The sequence below is a fragment of the Streptomyces sp. NPDC056600 genome, assembly GCF_042792855.1.
GTDB lineage: Bacteria > Actinomycetota > Actinomycetes > Streptomycetales > Streptomycetaceae > Streptomyces.
Genome location: NZ_JBHTVQ010000016.1, coordinates 87,606 through 107,741, shown reverse-complemented (window position 1 = coordinate 107,741; position 20,136 = coordinate 87,606). Strand labels below are relative to the sequence as shown.

The following is a 20,136-nucleotide window of genomic DNA, read 5'->3' as shown; positions in this document are numbered from 1 at the left end:
CCGAGGGGCGCCCCCGTCGTGCATTCCCCCCGCCGGCCCGGGGTTTGGGGGCCCCGCGGCCCTGGGCCCCCGACGTGAACGCCCCCCCCCGTGCACCTCGCACGGGGCGGCTCTTCCGGTCCCTGGCGCGGGCGTCGAACCGGCCTGGCGTTTCCCTTGGTCCTGGCGCGGGCGAGTTGCCGCCCGGGCTCGCACCGGTCGGGTCGTGCGGACCGGCGGCGAGCGGTCCTCGGCACGGAGCCCGGTGCGCCTTCATCGTGAGCCGGTGATCCACGTCAGGTGACCTGGACCGGCGACCGGCGCGGGTTGGTCCCGCACCGGCCGACGTGCCGTGTACGCCAGGCCCGGGCGTCGCCCCGGGACGACGGGCGGCCCGATGCGCCTGTGTCAGCCCAGCAGGAGCGCCGCGGGGGCGGCCAGGGCGAGCGGCAGGGCGACGCCCGCCGTGAAGTGCACGAAGCGGGACGGGTAGTCGTAGGCGGCGACCCGGTGACCCACCACGGCGCACAGACCGGCCACCGCGCCCAGCAGCGCGCCCCTGAGCCCGTCGCCCACCAGCGCGCCCGCACCGGCCGCCACGGCGACCGCGAGGACCATGCCGGCCGCCGGCGGCTTGGCGACGACGGCGCGGACCAGGATCGCGGCGGCCACCGCGACGCCGCCGGTGGTCACCGCCTCCGGGGCGGCGGCGAGGTGCCCGGTGGCCAGGATGGCCAGCGCGGCGGCGGCGAGGGCCGCGGTGAGGCCGTACATCCGCTCGTCCGGCTCGGCGTGGCTGCGGAGCTGGAGGACCAGGGTGAGCAGGACCCACACGCCCAGCGTGCCGAGGACCGCGCCGGTGCCGTGCTCGCGGCCGACGGCCAGGACGGCGACGTCGGCGGCCAGCGCGCCGAGGAAGCCGAGGGCGATGCCCTGGCGGGCCGGCCACATGCCGTTCAGGCGGAACCAGCCGGCCGCGGTCAGGCCCTGGAGCACGACCAGCGGGAGCAGCAGCGCCCAGGTGCCGAGGGCCGCGCCCCCGGCCAGCAGCAGGGACAGCGCGGCGGTCAGCGCGGCGGGCTGGATGCCGGGGTCGATGATCGGGGAGCGGCCCTCGGCGCGGGCGCGCTGGGCGTCCGTCACACGGGTGTTGCCGCCGACGGTCGCGGGGCCGTAGCCCGCGAGGTCGGGACCGCCCTCGGAGGCGCCGCCTTGGGGGGCCCCGCCCTGGGAGGCGCCGGCCGGGGCCGCGCCGCCGGGCGCCGCCGAGGCGTGCCCCTGCTGGACGCCGTGCCCCGCCGACGGGTCCGCGGGCGCGGCGTGCGGGGCGGCGGCCTGCGGGGCCGGCGCCTGTGACGCCTGCGGCCCGGCCGGGGCGTGCGCGCCCGCCCGCGCGCCGTCGTACTGCCCCGGGTACCCGCCGCCGTACCCGCCGCCGTGCGTCCCGGGAGCCTCGGCGCCCGGCATCGGACCGCTGGAGTGCGGGTACGGGACCGCCGCGCCGGGCTGCGCCGCCGGCGGGAGGTACGCCGTGCGCGCGGCCTCCGGCTCGTGGGCGGGCGAGGCGCCGAGGTGCGGCTGCATCTGGGAGTCCCAGGTGTTGCCCTGCCATTGCTGGGTGGTCTCCGACGGCGACGGCGTCTGCGGGTAGCCGTCGCCGGGGCCGTGGTGCGGCCCCGGGTACGGCTGCTCGTACTGGTTGCTCATGCTGTGGGGGTCACCCTCCTGCGAACGGCGGGAGCACCTCGACCGTGCCGCCCGGAGCCAGCCGTACGGTGTCGTGCCCGCGGGTCCCCACGGGATCGCCGTCGATCAGGAACGAGCAGCGCCGCAGTACCTGGGTGAGTTCCCCGGGGTGCCGTGTGCGGACCGCGTCCAGCGCGTCGGCGAGGGTGTCCGCGTCGAAGGACTCCTCGGCGACGCCGGCCGCGGCCTTGGCGGCGGCCCAGTAGCGCACCGTGACCTGTGCCATACCGTTCCTCGGCTGAGTGAACTGATGTGTGAACACGGTCAGGCTAGCGGCCCCGGCGGGCGGCGTCGGCCAGCCAGGCCCCGAGCCGCCGGGCCAGTGCCTCGTCGACCGCGTTCTCCGCGTGGCCCATCCCCTCCTCGAGCCAGAACTCGGCGTGCCCCCCGGACGCCTCCACCAGCGAGCGCGGATGGTCGAGGGGGAAGTAGGGGTCGCTGTCCCCGTGCACCACCAGCAGCGGGACCGGAGCGATCAGCGGCGCCGACTCCACCGGTGAGGGCGGCACCGGGTCCCAGTCCCGGTGGTGGATGCGGGTGCGCAGGGCGAGCCGCCCGACGAGCCGGCCGGCCGGCCTCATCACCACCCAGTGCAGCCGCCGCATCGCGGCCGTCCCCCGGTAGTACCAGCGGGCCGGGCCGCTGACCGTCGCGACCGCGTCCACGCCGGCGTCGGGCAGGGCGGCGTGCCGCACCACCACCGAGCCGCCCAGGGAGAAGCCGGCCGTGGCGATCCGCCGGTGCCCCAGCTCCCGTGCCCAGGCGACCGCCGCGGCCAGGTCGAGGACTTCCTTGTCGCCCACGGTGGAGTGCCCGCCGGACGCGCCGTGGCCCCGGAAGGAGAAAGTGATCACCGCCGCGAAATGTGAAAAGGAACGCGCTATTCGCCGCACGTGGGGCCTGCTCAGATCTCCGGTGAATCCGTGCGCGATCACAATCACCGGGTGATCGGATTCCGCTCCCGGTGGATCGTATACAGCCGTGCCCGGCTCGTACGCGGCGTGGACGCTCACCCCGTCGGCCGTACGCAGAAAGGCTGTTCGGGGGTACCGCCGTTTTGTCTCAGCCTTCGGGACGTCACCCGAATCAGCCGTTTGACCTGCCCTGCCAGTGCTCATGTGGGTTATTCTGCTGGGCAGAGGACTCGGGCGACGCAGCCCCCGGGTCCTTTCGCGCATTAGAGCGAGCTGTATACGAGTCTGAAAGCGCAGGTGCACGGGACTTCTCCAGCACGACGCGGTGCGGCGAGAGGGCCCGGGGGCGACGGAGCCCGCCACGCGCCGCGATGCAGTGCCGCAAACGTCCTCGCGGGGACCCAGGAGGAACCAGACGTTATGGGCAAGCGAACCGTGCACCACCGGACCACCGACAGTGTGGAGAACCGATGAGCTCACTGCTGCTCCTCACCAACGCCCTCCAGCCGTCGACCGAGGTGCTGCCCGCCCTCGGCCTGCTGCTCCACCACGTGCGCGTCGCCCCCGCCGAGGGCCCCGCGCTGGTGAACGTGCCCAGCGCCGACGTCATCCTCGTCGACGGCCGCCGTGACCTCCCGCAGGTCCGCAGCCTGTGCCAGCTCCTGCGCTCCACCGGGCCCGGTTGTCCGCTGATCCTGATCGTCACCGAGGGCGGCCTGGCCGCCGTCACCGCCGACTGGGGCGTCGACGACGTCCTGCTGGACACCGCCGGCCCCGCCGAGGTGGAGGCCCGCCTGCGGCTCGCCGTCGGCCGCCTGCAGCTCACCGGCGACGACTCTCCCATGGAGATCCGCAACGGCGACCTCTCCGTCGACGAGGCCACCTACTCCGCCAAGCTCAAGGGCCGGGTCCTGGACCTCACCTTCAAGGAGTTCGAGCTCCTGAAGTACCTCGCCCAGCACCCCGGCCGGGTCTTCACCCGCGCCCAGCTGCTCCAGGAGGTCTGGGGCTACGACTACTTCGGCGGCACCCGGACGGTCGACGTCCACGTGCGGCGGCTGCGCGCGAAGCTCGGTCCGGAGCACGAATCCTTGATCGGGACTGTCCGCAATGTGGGCTACCGGTTCGTAACTCCTGAGAAGGGCGAACGTCCCGCCGAGGACGCCAAGCGCCCGGCCGCCTCCGGAACCCGCGACGCCCGCCCGGGTGCGAAGCGGGCCGAAACCGGACAGAGCGTCCCGGAAATGGCCGCCGACGCCTGACGCACAGGCCCCGCAGGCACCCGTCGGCCCGCTCCCGGCCCGCCGAGGGGTGGGTGCGGGGTCGACAGCAAAGCGTAGATGTCCTGCCCAGAGGTGTTTCCATACGCGTAGACTCCGCGCGTGGCCAAGGTGACTCGGGACGACGTGGCGCGACTGGCGGGTACCTCGACCGCCGTAGTCAGCTACGTCATCAACAACGGACCCCGGCCGGTCGCCCCGGCCACCCGCGAACGTGTGCTGGCCGCCATCGCGCAGCTCGGCTACCGGCCCGACAGGGTCGCGCAGGCCATGGCCTCGCGACGGACCGACCTGATAGGCCTCATCGTCCCGGACGCCCGCCAGCCCTTCTTCGGCGAGATGGCGCACGCGGTGGAACAGGCCGCCTCCGAGCGCGGAAAGATGGTCCTGGTCGGCAACACCGACTACGTGGCCGAGCGCGAGGTCCACTACCTGCGTGCCTTCCTCGGCATGCGGGTCTCCGGCCTGATCCTGGTCAGCCACGCCCTGAACGACCAGGCCGCCGCCGAGATCGAGGCCTGGGACGCCCGGGTCGTGCTGCTGCACGAGCGCCCCGAGGCGATCGACGACGTCGCGGTGGTCACCGACGACGTCGGCGGCGCCCGCGGGGCCGTGCGGCACCTGCTGGAGCACGGTCACCCCTACGTCGCCTGCATCGGCGGCACCGCCGAGACCCCCGAGGTCGGCGACCCGGTCTCCGACCACGTCGAGGGCTGGCGCCTGGCCATGGCCGACTTCGGTCTGACCACCGAGGGCCGCTGCTTCGAGGCCCCCTACAACCGCTACGACGCCTACCAGGTGGCGCTCGGGCTGCTCGCCGGCCCGGACCGCCCGCCGGCGATCTTCTGCTCCACCGACGACCAGGCCGTGGGCGTGCTGCGCGCCGCCCGCGAGCTGCGGATCGACGTGCCCGGCGAGCTGGCGGTGGTCGGCTTCGACGACATCAAGGAGGCGGCGCTCACCGACCCGCCCCTGACCACGGTCGCCACCGACCGCAAGGCGATGGCCCGCGCGGCGGTCGACCTGGTGCTGGACGACACCGTGCGGCTGCCGGGCAACGGCCACGACCGGCTGCGCATGGTCCCCGCCCACCTGGTGACCCGGCGCTCCTGCGGCTGCGACGAGGAACCGCGGCAGCTCTGACGGGCGTGCGCGAGGCTTGTCACAGCTGGTCGACAAGCTTCCCTGCCGAGCGGCCCACGGCGTTACCGTCGAATCCGAGTACTCCGCCGACCGTCCAGACGCCGTCCAGGTAGGGAGACCCGTAGGTGCGTGCCGTTCGAATACTTCTCGTCGTGGCGCTGCTGCTCGGCGGACTGCTGGTGGCCGCCGACCGGATCGCCGTGAACATCGCCGAGGACCGGACGGCGGAGGGGCTGAAGACCTCGCAGGGGCTCCGGGACACCCCCGAGGTCGCGATCCAGGGCTTCCCCTTCCTCACCCAGCTGGCCGACGGCGACCTGCACGACGTGCGGCTGTCCATCGCCGAGTTCCCGGTCGAGGGCTCCGACGGCAAGAAGATGACCGTCGAGGACCTCGACGCCCGGCTCCGTGGCGTCCGCCTGGACGGCGACCTCACGCCGTCGAAGGCGGCCCGGGTCAAGGGCGACCTGCTCGTCCGCTACGACGAGCTGCTGAAGGCCACCCGCACCGAGCCGCAGCGGGTCGCCCCCGGGCTGACCGCGGCGGTCGTGGGGCTCTCCGACGGCGGCCAGGGGCGGATCAAGGTCAAGGTGCAGCCGGCCCTGCTGGGGCAGAAGCTGCCGGCACTCGACGTGCTCGGGAAGGTCGCGGTGGAGGACGGGAAGCTGCGCGTGCGCGCCGCCTCGCTGCCCGACCTCGGCGTGAAGGTGCCCGAGGAGACGGTGCGGTCGGTGACCGACTTCGACCAGGCCCTGTCCGAGCTGCCGCCCGGCCTGCGGCTCGCCTCGGTCCGACCGGACGACGACGGCGTGCGGGTCACGGTGACCGGCAAGGACGTGGACCTCTCCACCTGGTAGGCGGCGCGTCCGGGGGTCCGTACAGCGAGACGGCCTGTCCGCCGCAGGGGCACCCAGGGCCCCAGGAGGCCCTGCCGAGCCCCTGCGGACAGCCTTGCGGTGGCAGATCGTCCATATGACGGACATTTACGTCTCAGGATGCGACACGCCGGTGACATGTCCGGTTCTCCCTCCTTAGGATCTGGGACATGAAGCGACAGGCGGATCTCACCAAGCGGCGGGCAGTGGACCTGTGCCGCGTGGCCGCCATGCTCTGTCGCACTTCCTGACGGGAGAGCTCTCCCGTTCCCCGCGGGCCCGCTCGGCGGGCCCCCTCGCGTGTGCCCGTGGCGACGAAGACGCACCGCGCCGCATCGTGCCCCGCGCGCCCGCACCCCTGTGTTCGCCAGCTTTCAGCTTCCCAGCCGACACCCCCGCAACTGCCCCGGAGGAGATGGAGCATGAGCCGCAACGACGTCCTGGTCGACGCCGACTGGGTCCAGGAGCACCTGGACGACCCGAACGTGGTGATCGTCGAGGTGGACGAGGACACCGCCGCCTACGACAAGAACCACATCCGCAACGCCATCAAGCTCGACTGGACGAAGGACCTCCAGGACCCGGTCCGCCGCGACTTCGTCGACCAAGAGGGCTTCGAGAAGCTGCTCTCCGCCAAGGGCGTCGGCAACGACTCGCTGGTGGTCCTCTACGGCGGCAACAACAACTGGTTCGCTTCCTACGCCTACTGGTACTTCAAGCTGTACGGTCACGAGAGCGTCAAGCTGCTCGACGGCGGCCGCAAGAAGTGGGAGCTGGACGCCCGCGAGCTGGTCGAAGAGGTCCCCGAGCGCGTCGAGACCCAGTACAAGGCCAAGCCGCAGAACACCGCGATCCGCGCCTTCCGCGACGACGTGCTGGCCGCGATCGGCAAGCAGAACCTGGTCGACGTCCGCTCGCCCGACGAGTTCTCCGGCAAGCTGCTCGCCCCGGCCCACCTGCCGCAGGAGCAGTCGCAGCGCGCCGGCCACGTGCCGACCGCCGCGAACATCCCGTGGTCGAAGAACGCCAACGACGACGGCACCTTCAAGTCCGACGACGAGCTGAAGGCGCTCTACACCGACGCCGACGTCGATCTCGCCAAGGACACCATCGCCTACTGCCGCATCGGTGAGCGCTCCGCGCTGACCTGGTTCGTGCTGCACGAGCTGCTGGGCGTGGAGAACGTGAAGAACTACGACGGTTCGTGGACCGAGTACGGCTCGCTGGTCGGCGTGCCGATCGAGCTCGGCCCCGGTAAGTGAGGACGGACGACCATGTGTGGAGCTAAGGCAGGCGGCCCCGACGCCGCCGTGCGGCCCGGCGAGACCACCATCCAGGGCCAGGTGCTGCACGAGGGCGAGCCGGTGACCGGCTACGTCCGGCTGCTGGACTCGACCGGCGAGTTCACCGCCGAGGTGCCCACCTCGGCCACCGGCCAGTTCCGGTTCTACGCCGCCGAGGGGACCTGGACCCTGCGGGCCCTGATCCCCGGCGGTCTGACCGCGGACCGCACCGTCGTCGCCCAGCAGGGCGGCCTGGCGGAGGTCGCCATCGCCGTCTGACGGCCGGCCGACCCTCTGTGCGACGCCCCTGGCGCCGTCGCGCCGCATGCCTACGCTGGAGGTATGTACGCGCGACGGCGCCACGCCTATTTCGTGCTGATGGGCATCTGCCTCGGCCTCTTCGTCCTGGCCTGGGGCGTGGTGCGGCTGTGGTCCGTGCCGGCGGCGGTGGCCATGTGCGTGGTGGCCATGGTGATTCCGCCCGTCGCGGCGGTGGTCGCCAACCGCCGGGGGCCGGACGACCGCTGGTGGGACGAGACCAGCGGCGACCGGCGGTCCGACGAGTGGTGGGACGAGCTGGACGACAAGCGACGGCGGCCGCCGCGCTGACCGGCGCGTCGGCCGGTCGGCGGTCGCGAGGCGGTCAGCAGGCGATCAGTAGACGAGGGCCTGGGTGTCCTCGCCCAGCGCCTCCTGAACGAACACCTGCGCGCCGGCGATGCGGACGCCCTTCAGCACGTCCGCCTCCGTGATCTCCCGGCGCGTCGCGCACTGCGAGCACAGGGTGACGGAGCCGCCGGCCAGGACCGCGTCCAGCAGGTCCGGCAGCGGGGCGGCGTGCGGCAGCTCGAACTCCGCCGCCCGGCCCGGCAGCGAGAACCACGCCGACTCGCCGGTCAGCCAGAGCGAGACCTCCACGCCGCTGGCGACCGCCACCGCCGCCACCGTGAACGCCTGGGAGCAGCGCTCGGGGGAGTCCGCGCCCGCGGTCACCTTGATCACCAGTTTTTTGGCCATGGCCGGATCGTAACCAAACTCGCTTGCAACCCTGAGGCCGGTCGAAGAGTCTTCCCGTTGGCATGCACGCGAAAACCTCGCGGAGGTGCCCCGAATCCTTACTGGGGGGACGACTCTCTTGTCACACGACACGCCGAGGGAACCCGAGGAGGCCGCACCCGCGCCGGGTGCGGCCCCCGGGGAGCCCCAGGCCACGCACACCGGCGGGCCCGCACCGGAGCCCGCCCCCGCGCCGGAGGCCCTGACCGCGGAGGCCACGCCTGCCGAGCCCACGCCCGTCGAGCCCGCGCTCGCGGAGACCGTGCTCGCGGAGACCGTGCCCGCCGCCGCGCCCGCCCCGCGCCGCAGGGGCCGCACCGCGATGCTGATCGCCGCCGCGGCCGTCCTCGGCCTGGTCGGCGGCACCTGCACCGGCTACCTGGTCCAGGCCGAGCGGGAGCCCACCAAGCTGCCCTCGCTGTCCCAGCCCGAGCTGAGGCAGGCCAAGGGCGAGGGCCCGGACCCGCTTCCGGCCGCCCAGGACCGCAAGGTGAGGACCGACGGCGACCTGCGCAAACTGCTCCTGAAGACGCCGAAGGGCAAGAAGGAGAAGGAGCGCGGGTGGATCGGCGTCGACGAGTTCTCCAGCTTCCACGACGACGACATGTCCTCGCTGCCGGACGAGCTGACCGACGAGTTCCGCCGGGCCGCGACCGTGACCTGGGAGGACACCGACACCCGCTGGGTGACCATCCGGCTCGTCCAGTTCCGCAACGAGTCGGCGCTCGGATCGGTCAGGGCACACCAGGGTCAGATGGGATTCGCCCACGAGGGCGCCCGCGAGTACCCCTTCCCGGGGGCCGAGGACGGCGCGGTCCTGGTGTTGAAGCCCGAGACCGAGCCCGGCTACATGACGTCGTACCAGGCGCACGCGACCGCCGTACGCGGTGACATCGCGCTCCAGATCTGGGTCAGCGACATCAGACCGGTCGGCAAGAAGATGGCCACGAAGCTGGCCGAGCAGCAGATGGAGCGGCTGTGACCGAGGCGAGGAACGAAGAGGCGCGGACCCCCGGAACCGGGGAGACCGCCGAGGGCGCCGGAACACCGGACGCCTCCGCGGCCGCGCCGCCGGAGACGCCGGTGACGGCCGAGACCCCTGAGACGGCGGAGACCTCCGAGACGGCGGGGACGCCGGTGACGGCGGAGAACCCGGCGAGCGCGGCGAAGCCGGCGAAGAAGCCCGGCCGGGGCCGCCGCATCGCGGCGCTCTCGGGCATCGCCCTGGTGACCGCCGCCGCGATCGGCGTGTCCGGCTTCACCTGGGCGACCGTGCGGGACGCCGACCGTGACCCGGGCAAGCCGGTCTGGAAGTACGCCAAGGCGCCGGACAGCAAGCCGGCGTCCGTCGAGGCCGACGGACTGCGCGGGATGCTGCTGCTCTGGGAGGACGACCTCTCCCAGGGGCCGGACATGGGCGAGTACGGCTCCGACGTCGAGCTCAACGGCAAGGAGGCCGCCGCACTCGCCAAGGAGAGCTTCGACGGGCTTCCCCGGAGCCAGCGCAGGCAGCTCGAGCGGGAGATCGACAAGCAGCGCGTCAAGGGCCTCGCGATGCGGAGCTTCACCGTGCAGGGCCGCCACGACGCCTACGTCACCGAGGTCGTCCTCACGCAGATGAGCAACGAGAAGGACGCCAAGTCCTCCGCCACGGGCCGGCGCCAGATCTTCGAGAGCATCAAGGACCTGGGGATCGCCACGTCCGGTCCCAAGGTCCCGGGGCACGCGAAGAACGCCCGCTGCTACGTGATCGAGGCGGACAAGAAGGGCCAGAACGAGTTCGTGCACTGCGTCGGCCACCAGGGCGAGGTGTCGGTCAGCCTCACCGCGTTCGCGCCCCGGCCGGTCGAGAAGAAGGACATCGCCGGACTCATGGGCAAGCAGTTGGACCGCATCGAGACCCCGGGGGAGGCGGTATGAGCGAGCAGACCGTCGATCAGACCGCACAGCCGCAGGAGCCGCAGCAGCCGACGCCGGTGGTGCCGCAGCAGTCCACCACGGAACCGCCCGCGCCGCCCACCGCGCCGCCCGCCGCGCCGCCCGCCGCGCCGCCCGCCGGGCAGCCCGCGGTGGTCGCCCCGCCGGCGCCCGTGACGGACTCCCCGGCCGCCTTCGCGCCGCCGGGGCCCGCCCTGCCGGCGGACGCCCCGGTCACCGGCGCCCCGCCGGCCGGCGCCGGCAATCCCTTCGCCGCCCCCCAGGTGGCGGCCGGCACCGAGCCGGCCAAGCCGGCCAGGGACCGGCGGCGGATGCTGCGGGCCGTGGGACGGTGGACGGCCGCCGTGGTGGTGTTCGCCGCCGTCGGCACCGGCGCCGCGTACGGCATCACGTCCATGGAGCGCACCGAGGTGCCGGGTCTGGCCACCGAGTCGGACGGCCGCTGGGACTATCCCGAACTGGTGCGACCGCCGCTGCCCGAGGGCAGCCCCGCCCCCTTCGCCGACGACAACCCGGCCGGCGCGCACCACGCCGACCTGCGCGAACTCCTGCTGCCGGCGCCCGAGGGCGCCACCGCGGTCAAGGAGCTGGCCGGCGACGAGAACGGCTGGCTGAAGAAGAAGACCTTCCTGGCCGCCTTCGAGAAGGACGGCCGGGAGGATCTGTCGCAGCTGCTCACCGACAACGGCCTGCGGCACATCGCCGCCCGGGGCTGGACCATGCCGGACGGCACCCGCACCGAGATCTACCTGCTCCACTTCAACACCGCCGAGCAGCTCGAGGTCGGTGTCTGGGACTCCATGGCCACGTACGGCGAACCCGGCTTCCTGCCCGCGGGCAGCGAGGCGTGGGAGGCCGACGAGGACTGGCCCGCCAAGGCGGCGGTCGCGGACGTCCCGCTGCTCGCCTACGTCGAGGCCGAGCCCTACGGCGACGAGCAGAGCCGGCACGCCTACCTGAACGCCGGCGACACCCTGGCCGTGATCACGCAGACCAGGAAGGGCACCGCCGCGGCGATCCCCTTCCAGCAGACGGCCGTGCTGCAGTCCCAGCTGCTGAGCTGACCACCGGGTGCGACCGCACCTCGCAGGAAGAGCCGGACCCCGGGCGCGTAAGCTGGGGTCCGGCTCTTGTGTACACCGCTATACCGCGCTCATCTGAGGAGCACCCGTGGAGATCTTCTTTTCGGCCCTGCTGGTTCTTGTCTGCCTCGGCGTTCTCGCCTTCGCTGGCCTGACCGTGAAGAAGCTGTACCAGGGCCAGCGCTGACCCGCGCCACGACCGACCCGTTCACGCCACTCGCGACGACGAAGAGCAACTCATGATCGAGATCCCGTCAGACCTTCACCCGGACCTCGTCCCGCTCGCCTTCCTGCTCGGCAACTGGGCCGGCGCGGGCGTGCACGACTTCCCCGGCTCGGAGAAGTGCAACTTCGGCCAGGAGGTCAGCTTCAGCCACGACGGCCGGGACTTCCTGGAGTACCGCTCCCACACCTGGGTGCTGGACAACGACGGGAACAAGGTCCGTCCGCTGGAGACCGAGTCCGGCTTCTGGCGGATCGACAAGGACCGCAACGTCGAGATCGTGATGACCCGCGACGACGGCGTGGTCGAGGTCTGGTACGGACAGATGGCCGACAAGAAGCCGCAGATCGACGTCGTCACCGACGCGGTCGCGCGGACCCGCGCCTCCGGGCCGTACAGCGGCGGCAAGCGCCTGTACGGCTACGTGAAGAGCGACCTGATGTGGGTCGGCGAGAAGCAGACCCCCGAGGTCGAGCTGCGCCCCTACATGTCGGCCCACCTGAAGAAGGTCGTCACGCCGGAGGAGGTCGAGCGCTGGGCCAAGGCCCTGCCCGACGATATGCCCGACGACGGCATCGCCTTCTTCAAGTGACTCGCTCCTCGGGCGGTCGCCCGAGCATTCTGGCCTTCCTCGCCGGGCTTCGTGCCGCTCTGCGGCTCGAGCTCGGTAGGGAATCCGTGGCTTCCTGCTTCATTGCGCTGTGCCGGGACACGTCCCGGTCTTCCCTGCGCTCGGCAGGCTGACGCCGCCAGTCCGGCGGCCGCTTTCACGTTCTTCGCGGCGTTGTGGTCGCGGTCGTGCACGGCACCGCAGGCCGGGCATGTCCACTCTCGGATGTGGAGGGGTTTGGGCCCGTCCAAGGCGCCACAGACCGAACAGGTCCGGCTGGTCGGCTCGTAACGACCGATCATGATCAGCGTGCGTCCGTACCGGGCGGCCTTGTAGGTCAGCATGCTGACGAATGAGCCCCAGCCCGCGTCCTGGATGGATTTGGCCAGCTTCGTACGCGCCAGTCCTACGACCGACAGGTCCTCCACAGCGATCGCTTGGTTCTCGCGAATCAGCCGTGTGGAGAGTTGGTGATGGAACTCGCGGCGCGCGTCTGCGACGGCCGCGTGGGCGCGCGCGACTTTCAGGCGGGCCTTCTCCCGGTTGCTCGAACCTCTCTGCTTGCGGGACAGTTCACGTTGCGCCTTCTTCAGTTTTTTCTCCGCACGGCGCAGAAGCCGGGGCGAGTCGATCTTCTCCCCGGTGGACAGAACTGCGAAATGCGTCAGGCCGAGATCGATGCCGATGCTCTGGTTGGTGGCGGGCATGCGTGCGGCGTCCACGGCGGGGTCGGTGTCGACGACGAACGACGCGGTGTATCGGCCGGCGCTGTCCTTGACCACGGTGACCGAGGAGGGCGTGGCAGGCAGGCTGCGGGACCATTTCACCTTCACCGGGCCGATCTTCGGCAGGTTGAGTCGTCCGGCCGCATCGATGCTCCAGGCAGCGTTCGCGGTGAACCGGATCGACTGTTTTGTGTCCTTCAGTGACTTCAGGCGCGGCGCACCGAGCTTGGGGCCCTTGCGTTTGCCGGAGCGGGAAGCGAAGAAGTTCCGGTAGGCCGTCTCAGCGTCTCGCAGGGACTGTTGGAGTACGACCGCGGACACCTCGCCCAGCCAGGAGCGCTCCGGGGTCCTCTTGGCCTGGGTGATCAGGCGGACCGACAACTCCCCGAGTGTCGGATAGGGCAGGCCATCCCTGCGAGCGCTCTCACGGGCGCGCACCGCGTCGTTGAACACCACGCGAGCACAGCCGAACGCCTTCGCCAGCGCGATCTGCTGGTGGCAGTCCGGGTACAACCTGAACGCGTAGCGCAGCTGCATGCCGGTGACCATACATACCGGGACGTTAGGTATATGCCGGAGATCGGAATTCTCCTTGCCGGACCTCGTCACGCGTGTTCGTCCTGGCATCGTGACCGCGTTCTGACGCATGTTGCTCGCCGGCTGTCTGGTCCGGGCAGGGGCCGCGAGGGGCGGGGCCTCCAACGCTGGGGCTCGCAGGCTTCGCGCGCGACCGTCCGCGGCGGCCGCTCGAATTTTCACCCTTCCAGTAGGTGGAGTCGTCCCGGCCCGACCTAGACTTTCGGTGTGGTGAGCACCGACTGGAAGACTGACCTGCGGCAGCGCGGCTACCGGCTGACCCCGCAGCGGCAACTCGTGCTCGAAGCGGTCGAGACACTTGAGCACGCGACCCCCGACGACATCCTCGGTGAAGTGAGGAGAACGGCGTCGGGGGTCAACATTTCCACCGTCTACCGGACCCTGGAGCTCCTGGAGGAGCTCGGCCTGGTCAGCCATGCCCATCTGGGGCACGGCGCCCCGACCTACCACCTCGCCGACCGGCACCAGCACCTGCACCTGGTCTGCCGGGACTGCGGCGAGGTGATCGAGGCGGACGTCGCGGTGGCGGAGGAGTTCACCGCCAAGCTCCGGGCGACCTTCGGGTTCGACACCGACATGAAGCACTTCGCGATCTTCGGGCGGTGCGAGCGGTGCGGCAAGGAACCGCCCTCCGCCGCGGGCCCCGCTCCCGCGCCCGAGGATCCCGCTGACCGAGACACGTAGGGTGAGTCGTATGAAGAGTCCCTTGCTGCTGTTGCCCGGCGCCGTCCCCGCCGAGGGTGTGGACGAAGGCGTCGCCGCGCACTACGGAGACCTGTTCCGCGAACAGCGGGCGCTGGCCGACGGCAGGGGCTTCGTGGACCTCTCGCACCGCGGCGTGGTCACCGTCACCGGGGACGACCGGCTGGCCTGGCTGCACCTGCTGCTCACCCAGCACGTCGAGCGGCTGCCCGCGCACCGGGCGACCGAGGCGCTGATCCTCTCCCCGCACGGGCACATCGAGCACGCCCTGTACCTGGTGGACGACGGCGCCACCACCTGGGCGCACGTCGAGCCGGGCACCCAGGAGGCGCTGATCGCCTACCTGGAGTCGATGAAGTTCTTCTACCGGGTGGAGGTCGCCGACCGCACCGCGGAGTACGCCCTCGTGCACCTGCCCGCCGGGTCGATCGCCGCCACCCCGGAGGGCGCCGTGGCCCGGGAGACGCCCTACGGGCGGGACCTCTTCCTGCCCCGTGAGCGGCTCGAGGAGTTCGCCGGGGCGAACGGACCGGCCGCGGGCCTCCTCGCGCTGGAGGCGCTGCGGGTCGAGCAGCACCGGCCGCGCCTGGGCTTCGAGACGGACCACCGGACCATCCCGCACGAGCTGGGCTGGCTGGAGAGCGCGGTGCACCTGCAGAAGGGCTGCTACCGCGGCCAGGAGACGGTGGCCCGCGTCCACAACCTGGGGAAGCCGCCGCGGCGGCTGGTCTTCCTGCACCTGGACGGCAGCGAGGTGCACCTGCCGCCGCCGGGGACGGAGATCCGCGACGCGGACGACGGCCCCGAGGGCCGCAAGCTGGGCTTCGTGACGACCTCGGTGCGCCACCACGAGCTGGGCCCGGTCGCCCTGGCCCTGGTGAAGCGCAGCGTGCCCGTGGACGCCCGGCTGCTGGCCGGGTCGACGGCGGCCGCCCAGGAGGTCGTGGTCGCGCCGTAGGGCCGCCCGCGCGGGCCCTACATCTCCAGCAGGACGGTGAAGGGGCCGTCGTTGGTGAGGGACACCCTCATCTCGGCCCCGAACCGGCCGGTCGCCACCGTCGCGCCGAGCGCGCGCAGCCGCGCGACCACCTCGTCCACCAGCGGTTCGGCCACCGGTCCGGGCGCCGCCGCGTTCCAGGTGGGCCGGCGACCCTTGCGGGCGTCCCCGTAAAGGGTGAACTGGCTGATCACCAGAAGCGGCGCGTCCACGTCGCTGCAGGACTTCTCCTCGTGCAGGATCCGCAGCGACCAGAGCTTGCGGGCCAGCTGGGCCGCCTTCTCCGGGGTGTCGTCGTGGGTGACCCCGACGAGGACGCACAGCCCCTCACCAGTGATCTCTCCGACCGTCTCGCCCTCGACGACGACGCTCGCGCCGTCCACCCGCTGTACCACCGCTCGCATGGGCCCCATCATGCCGTGCCGCCGAACGGTGGTTCCGCCCGGCCCCGGGAGGTTCGGACACCCCTCATCAGGGGACGATCATGGACACTCGCGCACATTGCGGCCACTTGGGGTGGCACGATGCAAGTCCACACGCCGGTCGCGGGCGACCAAGGAGATGCTGGAGCAGATGAGGACACCGGGAACGCACATCGGCGGTCGGGCGGCCGAGCGGGACGGGCAGGCGGTGGCGGGCCGCGCCTTCGCGCAGCGGACGCCCTCGCACGACATGGCGGCCGCCTCCGCGGCCTCGGCCCCGCAGGGCGCGGCCTGCGGGGCCGGCACGCCGCCGGCGCTCGCCCCGGTCGCCGGGCTGCCGATGGCCGAGATCCGCGCGCTGCGGCGCCGGGCGCTGGCCGAGGAGACGGACCTCAGCTACCTGCGGCGGCTGTTGCAGGGCCGGATCGACATCCTCCGCGCCGAGCTGGGCCGCCGGGGCCCGGGCGGCGGCGCCGGGCAGGGGCCGGCCGTCGAGCTGGGGCCGGTCATGGAGCGGCTGCCGGAGATCCTCCGGGACGCCCCCGCCCGCCACCCCTCGTCGGCCCGGCACGTCACCTTCTCCGCCCCGCGGAGCGAGGAGTACCGGCGGGAGGCGGCCGGGATGCTGGACGAGGTCGGCCTCTCCGACCTGGCCGCCCGGACCGACGTGGAGCTGCGGGTGGCCCTCGCCCGGCTGGTGCGGCACGAGCGCGGGGTGTCGTCGCGCCGCCAGGACCTGCAGCGCACCGCCGACGCGTGCGGGGCAGAGCTGGCGCGCAGGTACCGTGAAGGAGAGGCGCAGGTGGACGACCTGCTGCTCTGAGTCCTTCCGAAAGGCCCCGCACCGTGTCCGAGCCGACCTCCGAGCCGACCCGCGTCCTCGCCGACGACCGCCCCACCCCGGCCGCCGCCCGGGCCGACCGGGTCGATCCGGCGGACCAGGCGGACCGGGCCGACCATGCCTCCCGGGACGGCCGGTCGTCCCGGGACGACCGGGCCTTCGCCGCGGCGGCGCCGACCGCCCACGTCGCGGCCGCCCACGCTCCGGCCGCCCCCGCGCAGGCCGCTCACGCCACGGCCGCCCACGCGCAGGCCGCACCCCGCCCGGCCGCTCACGCCGTCGAGCCGGTGCCGCTGGCGGAGGTGGTGCGCTCGGGCTTCGTGGAGGGGCGGCACCGTGGGCACCTGGTGCTGCTGGCGCCGGACGGGTCGGTGGAGTTCGCGCTCGGTGATCCGGGTGTCGCCGTCTTCCCCCGGTCGTCCAACAAGCCCATGCAGGCCGCCGCCATCCTGCGGGCCGGGCTGGCGCTGAAGGGCGAGCGGCTGGCGATCGCGGCGGCCAGCCACTCCGGAGAAACGTTCCACCGCGAGCTGGTGCGCGAGATGCTCGCCGAGTTCCACCTGAGCGAGGAGCAGCTGGGCTGCCCCGTCGACCTGCCGCTGGACCCGGTGGAGGCGGAGGCGTACCTGGCCGCCGGAGGCGTCCGGGAGCGGGTCGCCATGAACTGCTCCGGCAAGCACACCGCCATGCTGGCCGCCTCCGCCCTCAACGGCTGGTCGTTGGAGGACTACCTCGACCCGGGGCACCCGCTGCAGCGGCTGGTGCACACGGCGGTCGAGGAGGCGGCGGGGGAGCCGGTGACCGCGGTGGGCACCGACGGTTGCGGCGCGCCCCTGATGGCGATCGGCCTGACCGGTCTGGCCCGGGCCTTCCGCTCCTTCGTGCTGGCGGAGCCGGGCAGCGCGGAGCGCCGGGTGGCGGACGCGATGCGGGCCCACCCGGAGTACGTGGCCGGAACCCGTCGTCCGGACACCTGGCTGATGCGCGAGGTGCCGGGAGCCCTGTCGAAGATGGGCGCCGAGGCCGTGCAGGCCGTGGCCCTGCCGGACGGGCGGGCGCTGGCGTTCAAGGTGGAGGACGGCGCGACGCGCGCGCTCGGTCCGGTGCTGGCGCGGGTGCTGCGCCTGGCGGGGGTCGACGCCCCCGTGCTGGACCGCATCGGCCACGCGCCGCTGCTGGGCGGCGGCCAGGAGGTCGGGGCGGTCCGCGCGGCCTTCTGAGGCCGGGCCGGGGCTTGCCGTCCGGCGAAGCGCTCGCCGTCCGGCGGTGTGCTCGGTGTGCGGCCCGTCGTGGGGGCCGCAGGGGCCCCGCCCGGTCGGGCGGGCGCCCTGCCGTGAACTCTGCCGGTCGGACCTCCTTCCTGCCCGGTACTCGCCGGCCGGTGGTGGACGGGACTGTGCTGGGTGGTGCATCCGTAGCGTGCTCTTCAGTTGTAGGAGTGCGCTCCCGGCTCCCCTCCGGAGAGGAACGCTGCCGTGATCTCCGGCTCTGACGCCAACCGCCCGGCTCCTGAGCCAGGTTGGAATAGTTGGCGACCAACTCATCTGTAGTTGTATCCATCTCGCCGGGCCGGGTAACCACCCTTGCGCGAACTCCCCGGAAATGGCGTGAAGTTGTACGCTTGCCGGGTCAGACCGCCGGCGAGGTGACGGTCACGGCGAGCACCACCGCACCCGCGGAGCTGCACGTCGGGCTGTTGGCCTTGTGGCCGACGGTGAGGAGAAGCAGGCCGACGAGACCGGCCGTGCCGTACCTCATCTCGACGTACCGCTCGACCATGACGACGGCGACGGCTGCGGCGAGGGCGGCGAGGGCGGGCACGGTGCCTCCAAGGGGTCTCGGTCTCGTGGGGCGGTGCGGTCTGTGGTTCGCTCCCGGTGATGGAAGTGGGGCCAACTCGGTCCAACTCTGCCAAGTGTGGAAGTTGGTTGGAGTTATGTCCAGTTGGCGGTTCGCGAAACCAACCTCCGTAATCTGCACGGAAGTTGTACCGTTTGGTCGTGACTCAGGAGAACGTGGCAGTGACTGGCAACAGGAGACTCTCGTCCCATGAGATCGCCGAGGTGCTGCGCGACCGGATCCAGGCCGGCGAGCTGAAGGCGGGCGACAGGCTGCCCACCCAGGCCGAGCTCGCCGAGGAGTTCGGCGTGGAGCGCGGCGCGGTGCGTCAGGCCCTGCGCACCCTGCAGGAGCTCGGCCTGCTCACCAACGTCAGCAAGGGGAGCCCGCCGCGGATCGCCGAGCGCCGCCCCGTCTCGGGCGAGCCGCGCCCGGCCATGGTCGGCCTCGCGCCCCGGCTGGTGCAGGCGTTCCAGGAGCCCGCGGTGCGGATCGACGCGGTCTGCCTGACCGCCGAGACGCTGATGCTGGCGCTCGCCGAGCCGCTGCGGCTGGTCCACGAGGGCCGGGTCCGGCCGGAGTCCATCGACGTGCGGATCCTGGTCCCCTCCCGGAACATCAACCTCGCCTTCCCGGTCCCGGTCGAGGGGCGCCGCAGGCGGGCCGACGGCGACGTCGAGCCGCCCGACCCGGTCCACGAGTGGTGGCTGGCGCAGCGCAACGCCCAGGGCCACGTCCTGCGCCACAACCTGCGGATGCTGCGCCACTCGCACGGCGTGGACGTCCGGGTCACCTTCCGGGCGCTGCCGTTCACCCCGCCGATGAAGCTCTACCTGCTCAACGGCTCCGAGGCGCTGATGGCCTACTACATGATCACCCGGCGGGAGGAGACGGTCGGGGAGAGCGAGGCGGTGGAGGTGTTCGACGGGATGAGCGCGGAGTCCCTGCTGTTCTCCTTCGAGCGCGCCGGGGCCTCGCGGGACGCGGCGTTCGTGGAACAGTCGCAGAAGTGGTTCGACGCCCTCTGGGCAACCATCACCACTGACCTGACACTGTCCTGATGGCCCCTCATGTGATGACTGCCGAGGCGGACCGCCTCGTCTCCCACGCCCGTGTCGTCCTGCTCGCCCTCGACGGACCCCTGTGCCGGCTCTTCGCCCCCGGCGGCGACGAGGAGCGGCTGCTCGCCGACGACCTGATCGCCTGGCTCGACGGCACCGGGGCGGGCGGCACGCTCCCGGCGGCCGTCCGCGCCGGCCGCGACCCCTACGAGGTCCTCGCGGCCGTGGCCGAGGGCCCCGACGAGGCGGTCGCGACCGCCTTGCGCGCACGCCTGACCGCGGCCGAACTCCGCGCCGTGCCGAAGGCGTCGCCCACGCCGTGGGCCGACCCGCTGGTGCGCACCTGGGCCTCGCTGGGCGTGCGCACCGCGGTGGTGACCCGCCACGACGCCGAGGCGGGGAGCCGTTACGTGGCCGGACGCGGGCTGACGGACGCGCTGCCCCGGGTGTGCGGCCGGGGGACCGGGCGCCGTGAGGAGTTCCGCTACACGCTGGCCGGGGCGCTCGCCTCGCTCGGCGCGGAGCGGGGGGACGCCCTGTTCGTCGGCGAGACCCCCGCCCACTTGGCCGCCGCCCGCGCGGCCGGCGTCCCCTTCCTCGGCCACGCCCGCAGCGCGGCCCGGGAGACCTCCCTGCTCGAGGCGGGCGCCCAGCACCTGGTCGGCTCCCTGAAGTTCGTCCTCGACGCCCTCCAGCCCTGCCCCGTCCCGGCCAGGGCGGACCACGGCGAGGCGTGAGCAGCGGGTGACGGCGCCGGTCGCCGGCGATGCTGTCCGGTCTCGGACAAATCCCGGTAGGGCGGACCCCTGAGCCGCGGTGCCCG

The 20,136-nt window shown here is 72.7% G+C and carries 24 protein-coding genes; 17 read left to right on the top strand and 7 right to left on the bottom strand.

Features of this window, described 5'->3' with window-relative positions; genetic code table 11:
* Positions 1 to 387: 387 nt before the first annotated feature.
* From ACFRAV_RS11375 to ACFRAV_RS11365, 3 genes are read right to left on the bottom strand one after another with little or no spacing between them, the layout of a single operon-like run.
* The gene (locus ACFRAV_RS11375) at positions 388 to 1,686 is read right to left on the bottom strand and encodes a hypothetical protein (protein WP_382553862.1); all 1,299 of its coding nucleotides are present in this window, start codon (positions 1,684 to 1,686) and stop codon (positions 388 to 390) included.
* Between the two features lie 10 nt (positions 1,687 to 1,696).
* Positions 1,697 to 1,951, bottom strand: coding sequence for a MoaD/ThiS family protein (locus ACFRAV_RS11370; RefSeq protein ID WP_108951876.1), 255 nt, complete (start codon positions 1,949 to 1,951; stop codon positions 1,697 to 1,699).
* A 43-nt stretch (positions 1,952 to 1,994) separates the two neighbouring features.
* Entirely contained in the window at positions 1,995 to 2,843 is an 849-nt protein-coding gene (locus tag ACFRAV_RS11365; protein WP_382553858.1) for an alpha/beta hydrolase, read from the bottom strand.
* 266 nt (positions 2,844 to 3,109) lie between these two features.
* On the opposite strand from ACFRAV_RS11365, the gene ACFRAV_RS11360 reads away from it, so the two are divergent.
* From ACFRAV_RS11360 to ACFRAV_RS11330, 7 genes are all read left to right on the top strand, one after another.
* Positions 3,110 to 3,901, top strand: a complete 792-nt coding sequence (locus ACFRAV_RS11360; protein WP_382553856.1) for a response regulator transcription factor — start codon at positions 3,110 to 3,112, stop codon at positions 3,899 to 3,901.
* Between the two features lie 120 nt (positions 3,902 to 4,021).
* Entirely contained in the window at positions 4,022 to 5,062 is a 1,041-nt protein-coding gene (locus tag ACFRAV_RS11355) for a LacI family DNA-binding transcriptional regulator (protein ID WP_382553853.1), read from the top strand.
* A 125-nt stretch (positions 5,063 to 5,187) separates the two neighbouring features.
* Positions 5,188 to 5,919 carry a DUF2993 domain-containing protein gene (locus ACFRAV_RS11350; protein WP_382553850.1) on the top strand — a complete coding sequence of 244 codons (732 nt, stop codon included), beginning with the start codon at positions 5,188 to 5,190 and terminating at the stop codon, positions 5,917 to 5,919.
* Between the two features lie 188 nt (positions 5,920 to 6,107).
* Entirely contained in the window at positions 6,108 to 6,188 is an 81-nt protein-coding gene (locus ACFRAV_RS11345; protein WP_350240574.1) for a putative leader peptide, read from the top strand.
* A 171-nt stretch (positions 6,189 to 6,359) separates the two neighbouring features.
* On the top strand, positions 6,360 to 7,199 hold the full coding sequence (locus tag ACFRAV_RS11340) for a sulfurtransferase (RefSeq protein WP_382553847.1): 840 nt from the start codon (positions 6,360 to 6,362) through the stop codon (positions 7,197 to 7,199).
* A gap of 12 nt (positions 7,200 to 7,211) precedes the next feature.
* Positions 7,212 to 7,499: a DUF1416 domain-containing protein gene (locus ACFRAV_RS11335; RefSeq protein WP_351112875.1), complete on the top strand. Its 288-nt coding sequence runs from the start codon at positions 7,212 to 7,214 to the stop codon at positions 7,497 to 7,499.
* A 63-nt stretch (positions 7,500 to 7,562) separates the two neighbouring features.
* Entirely contained in the window at positions 7,563 to 7,829 is a 267-nt protein-coding gene (locus tag ACFRAV_RS11330) for a DUF3099 domain-containing protein (protein ID WP_382553844.1), read from the top strand.
* Positions 7,830 to 7,874: 45 nt separating this feature from the next.
* On the opposite strand, the gene ACFRAV_RS11325 is transcribed toward ACFRAV_RS11330, so the two are convergent.
* Positions 7,875 to 8,237 carry a DsrE family protein gene (locus ACFRAV_RS11325; RefSeq protein WP_382553841.1) on the bottom strand — a complete coding sequence of 121 codons (363 nt, stop codon included), beginning with the start codon at positions 8,235 to 8,237 and terminating at the stop codon, positions 7,875 to 7,877.
* Between the two features lie 118 nt (positions 8,238 to 8,355).
* Between ACFRAV_RS11325 and ACFRAV_RS11320 the strand changes: the two genes are divergently transcribed.
* The 4 genes from ACFRAV_RS11320 (at position 8,356) to ACFRAV_RS11305 (ending at position 12,111) form a co-directional block, all read left to right on the top strand.
* A complete protein-coding gene (locus ACFRAV_RS11320) occupies positions 8,356 to 9,258 on the top strand; it encodes a hypothetical protein (RefSeq protein ID WP_382553838.1) in 903 nt (300 codons plus the stop codon).
* Entirely contained in the window at positions 9,255 to 10,196 is a 942-nt protein-coding gene (locus ACFRAV_RS11315) for a hypothetical protein (RefSeq protein ID WP_382553835.1), read from the top strand. The genes ACFRAV_RS11320 and ACFRAV_RS11315 overlap by 4 nt, the downstream gene beginning before the upstream one ends.
* On the top strand, positions 10,193 to 11,278 hold the full coding sequence (locus ACFRAV_RS11310) for a hypothetical protein (RefSeq protein ID WP_382553833.1): 1,086 nt from the start codon (positions 10,193 to 10,195) through the stop codon (positions 11,276 to 11,278). Before ACFRAV_RS11315 ends, ACFRAV_RS11310 begins: the two co-directional genes overlap by 4 nt.
* Positions 11,279 to 11,535: 257 nt before the next feature.
* Positions 11,536 to 12,111: an FABP family protein gene (locus ACFRAV_RS11305; RefSeq protein WP_382553831.1), complete on the top strand. Its 576-nt coding sequence runs from the start codon at positions 11,536 to 11,538 to the stop codon at positions 12,109 to 12,111.
* On the opposite strand, the gene ACFRAV_RS11300 is transcribed toward ACFRAV_RS11305, so the two are convergent.
* Complete coding sequence (locus tag ACFRAV_RS11300) at positions 12,003 to 13,391, bottom strand: RNA-guided endonuclease InsQ/TnpB family protein (RefSeq protein ID WP_382553829.1); 1,389 nt, start codon at positions 13,389 to 13,391, stop codon at positions 12,003 to 12,005. The genes ACFRAV_RS11305 and ACFRAV_RS11300 overlap by 109 nt on opposite strands.
* Before the next feature lie 267 nt (positions 13,392 to 13,658).
* Between ACFRAV_RS11300 and ACFRAV_RS11295 the strand changes: the two genes are divergently transcribed.
* Positions 13,659 to 14,135, top strand: a complete 477-nt coding sequence (locus tag ACFRAV_RS11295) for a Fur family transcriptional regulator (protein ID WP_382553826.1) — start codon at positions 13,659 to 13,661, stop codon at positions 14,133 to 14,135.
* Positions 14,136 to 14,145: 10 nt separating this feature from the next.
* Positions 14,146 to 15,111 (top strand): YgfZ/GcvT domain-containing protein, encoded by a 966-nt coding sequence (locus ACFRAV_RS11290; RefSeq protein ID WP_382553825.1) that lies wholly within the window; start codon positions 14,146 to 14,148, stop codon positions 15,109 to 15,111.
* A 17-nt stretch (positions 15,112 to 15,128) separates the two neighbouring features.
* On the opposite strand, the gene dtd is transcribed toward ACFRAV_RS11290, so the two are convergent.
* Positions 15,129 to 15,554, bottom strand: coding sequence for a D-aminoacyl-tRNA deacylase (gene dtd, locus ACFRAV_RS11285; RefSeq protein WP_382553822.1), 426 nt, complete (start codon positions 15,552 to 15,554; stop codon positions 15,129 to 15,131).
* Between the two features lie 157 nt (positions 15,555 to 15,711).
* On the opposite strand from dtd, the gene ACFRAV_RS11280 reads away from it, so the two are divergent.
* Positions 15,712 to 16,395 carry an aerial mycelium formation protein gene (locus tag ACFRAV_RS11280; protein WP_382553819.1) on the top strand — a complete coding sequence of 228 codons (684 nt, stop codon included), beginning with the start codon at positions 15,712 to 15,714 and terminating at the stop codon, positions 16,393 to 16,395.
* Positions 16,396 to 16,700: 305 nt separating this feature from the next.
* Positions 16,701 to 17,633 (top strand): asparaginase, encoded by a 933-nt coding sequence (locus ACFRAV_RS11275; RefSeq protein WP_382553877.1) that lies wholly within the window; start codon positions 16,701 to 16,703, stop codon positions 17,631 to 17,633.
* A 409-nt stretch (positions 17,634 to 18,042) separates the two neighbouring features.
* On the opposite strand, the gene ACFRAV_RS11270 is transcribed toward ACFRAV_RS11275, so the two are convergent.
* Positions 18,043 to 18,234, bottom strand: a complete 192-nt coding sequence (locus tag ACFRAV_RS11270; RefSeq protein WP_351112897.1) for a hypothetical protein — start codon at positions 18,232 to 18,234, stop codon at positions 18,043 to 18,045.
* A 173-nt stretch (positions 18,235 to 18,407) separates the two neighbouring features.
* Here ACFRAV_RS11270 and ACFRAV_RS11265 point away from each other — a divergent pair, with 173 nt between their 5' ends.
* Complete coding sequence (locus tag ACFRAV_RS11265) at positions 18,408 to 19,313, top strand: winged helix-turn-helix domain-containing protein (protein ID WP_382553817.1); 906 nt, start codon at positions 18,408 to 18,410, stop codon at positions 19,311 to 19,313.
* Positions 19,313 to 20,050: an HAD family hydrolase gene (locus ACFRAV_RS11260; RefSeq protein ID WP_382553814.1), complete on the top strand. Its 738-nt coding sequence runs from the start codon at positions 19,313 to 19,315 to the stop codon at positions 20,048 to 20,050. The genes ACFRAV_RS11265 and ACFRAV_RS11260 overlap by 1 nt, the downstream gene beginning before the upstream one ends.
* The last annotated feature ends 86 nt before the right edge of the window (positions 20,051 to 20,136 follow it).